Below are 2,554 nucleotides of genomic sequence, written 5' to 3'. Positions count from 1 at the left end.
CCGCGACGGTCAGCCCGCAACCCGGGCGGTGCGGGTGGGGCGGGGTGACGGCCCCCCCCGCGCGCCGTGCGGTGATGGGCGCCTACACCGCCCCCCCGGCGTCCCCCCCGCCGACCGCGGTCATCAGGACCACCGCCGAGGCGATGATCCAGGCCATCGCGCCCTTGCTGGCCTTCGTCGTCGGGTCGTCGACCCACCGGTAGTGGTCCCGGGTGATCGTGGAGCGGACCGGGGCCAGCATGAGCGGGAACATGACCATGACCGCGGCGTAGAGATACAGGGTCGCGGGCAGTGCGTTGTGCTGCGCCAGACCCCGGACGCCCAGGGTGGCGATGCCGATGACCGGCATCCACAACTGTTTTTTCTTGTACTTCGGTATCTGGATGATCCACTGCATCGCGACGAGGTTGACGACGGTCGCCGCCGCCGCGATGAGGATCCAGACGCTGGTGGACAGGGAGAGGAACATGGGCGTCCTAGAAGAGTGAGTCCCAACCATCGGAGATGGCATCTCCGATGCCTGACACGGAGTCGCCGGCGGCGCCCCACGCCGTTGTCGCGTAGGTGATGGCCGGGCCCACCAGTTCATGGCCGAGCCGCGTGCCGGTCACGGCGGCGCTCTTCAGGCCCCCCGCACCCCACTCGATCATATGGGACATGCCCGGCACCTTGATCTTGCCGAGGACGAAGCCGCCCGTCAGGGCGCCGACCGCCAGACCCGCGACGGAGCCGTAGAACGCGTCGGACGTCCAGCCGTCGGTGAAGCCGGTGATGACGGCCGAGCCGATGCCGGTGACCCAGGAGATGGATCCGAACACGCCGGCGGCCACATCGAAGGGCGGCGGAAGGAGCAGGCTGAACGCGGCCGCGGTGCCGGAGACGGCACTGACCCCGTTCAGCAGCTGTGCGAACTCCTGCCAGTCCTTCTTGCTGCCCCAGCCGTCGGGGCTGTCGACCTTGTCGCTGTCGCTGCTGTCGGAGGGGTCGACGCCGTTCTGCTTGTTCTGCTTGGCCGCCTCCGCCGCCTTGCGCGCGGCCTCGGCGAGCTCCTGCTGACGCTTGGCGACCGCCGTCGCGCGGGCCTCGCTGGCGGCCCTGGCGGCGGCAGCGGCGTCCTTGCCCGCCGCGTCGGCGGAGGCGCGGGCGGCGTTCGCCGACGCCTGGGCCTGGCCGGCGGAGACGGCGGCGGCAGCGGCGGAGGCCACGGCCTGGTTCGCCGAGTAGTTGGCCTGCCGGGCCGCGGTGCGCGCGGACGCGGCGGCGGCCTTCGCCTTGTCCGCGGACGCCTGCGCGTCCTTCGCGGACTGCTCGGCCGCGTCGGCGTTGGCGTCGGCCTGGGTGGCGTACTCGCGGGCCTTGTCGGCGGACGCGTTGGCCTTGTCCGCCCACTTCGCCGCCTCCGAGGACGCCTTGCGCGCGTCGGCCGCTGCCTTGGACGCCTGGTAGGCGTCCTTCTGCGCGTCATGGGCGATCTTCGCGGCGCGCGCGATGGAGGCCCGGACGGCCGCGACGTGCGTGGCGGCGTCGTAGTCGAGCTGCGCCGTGCGGTGGCACACGGTGTTGACGAAGTCGCGGCGCATCCACGTCGGGCCTTCGAGGGCCACCTGGGCGGCCGCCTTGGTGTAGGGGCCGGCCGTGTTGAGGATGGTGAAGACCGCGACTTCGTCGTCCTGCCTGACGTTGTCGGCGTACGTGCTGAAGAACCCGTGCAGGGCCTGGGGCGAGCCGTCGTTCAGCGCGGCCTGCGCCGACGCCGAGACCGCCTTGCCGGGTTTGCCGCTGAGGATCTTCAGGACGGCGACGCGGTTGTCCTCCGCGGCGGCTGCGTGTATCCCGGTGGTCAGGAAGGCGCCCACGGCTCCGGTGTCGGAGGCGGCCAGCGCCGTGGAGGCGGCGTTCGCGACGTTCTCGGTGGACACCTTCGCCACGGCGAGGAGCGTTTCGCGGTCGTCCTGGTTCTGCGCGATCTGCCGGTCGGCGGCGACCCACGCCAGGACGTCCTCGTCGGCTCCGGCGAGGGCGTGCTCGGCGGCGTCCCGGCTCCAGGTTCCGATCGTGGTGGAGATCAGGTTCATCGCGGCTCGGCGGCCGGTGGAGACGGCCTGCGCCGCGTCCCCGGCGGCGTACGCCTTCTCGGCCTTGGCGATGAGGTCCTTGGTCGCGGTGTCGTAGGCGTCGGCCTGGGTGGTGGCCTGGCGGGCCTTCTCCCGGTCCTCCGATTCCGCGCGGGCCATCTCCCGGGCCTCGGTGAGGGACTGCTCAAGGTCCTCGGCCAGCTTCTGCGCCTCGGACTCTCGGGCGGCCTTCTCGACGGCCTCGGCGTCCTGGACCGCCTTCACCGCGGCCTCGGCGGCCGTGACCGACTCGGCGGCCCACTTGGTGGCCGTGGCGGCGAACTCGGCCGCCTTGACGGCGCCGTCCGCCGCGGCCTTCGCCGCCTTCGCCGCGTTCTCGGCGTGCGTGGCGGCGGAGTTGGCCGCGTCGCGGGCGGCGGCAGCCGCCTGCGCGGCCGTGTTGGCCAGCGACTGCGCGGTGTTCGCGGCGTTGGTGGCTG

At 72.7% G+C, this 2,554-nt stretch carries 1 protein-coding gene and 1 pseudogene; both read right to left on the bottom strand.

Going from position 1 to position 2,554, the window contains the following annotated elements; genetic code table 11:
- Positions 1 to 82 precede the first annotated feature (82 nt).
- Entirely contained in the window at positions 83 to 469 is a 387-nt protein-coding gene (locus ACFWBB_RS42560; protein WP_385284678.1) for a hypothetical protein, read from the bottom strand.
- Positions 470 to 476: 7 nt separating this feature from the next.
- Positions 477 to 2,554 (bottom strand): annotated as a pseudogene (locus ACFWBB_RS42555) (hypothetical protein); the annotation flags it as partial.

It is taken from the genome of Streptomyces sp. NPDC060000 (genome assembly GCF_042737375.1).
In the GTDB taxonomy this organism is placed as follows: domain Bacteria; phylum Actinomycetota; class Actinomycetes; order Streptomycetales; family Streptomycetaceae; genus Streptomyces.
Note: the sequence above shows the minus strand (reverse complement) of the source record. Positions and strands in the feature narration are given on the sequence as shown.

Excerpts from the sequence above, each read along its gene's own strand:
- ACFWBB_RS42560 (WP_385284678.1), bottom strand. The coding sequence starts at position 469 with ATGTTCCTCTCCCTGTCCACCAGCGTCTGGATCCTCATCGCGGCGGCG.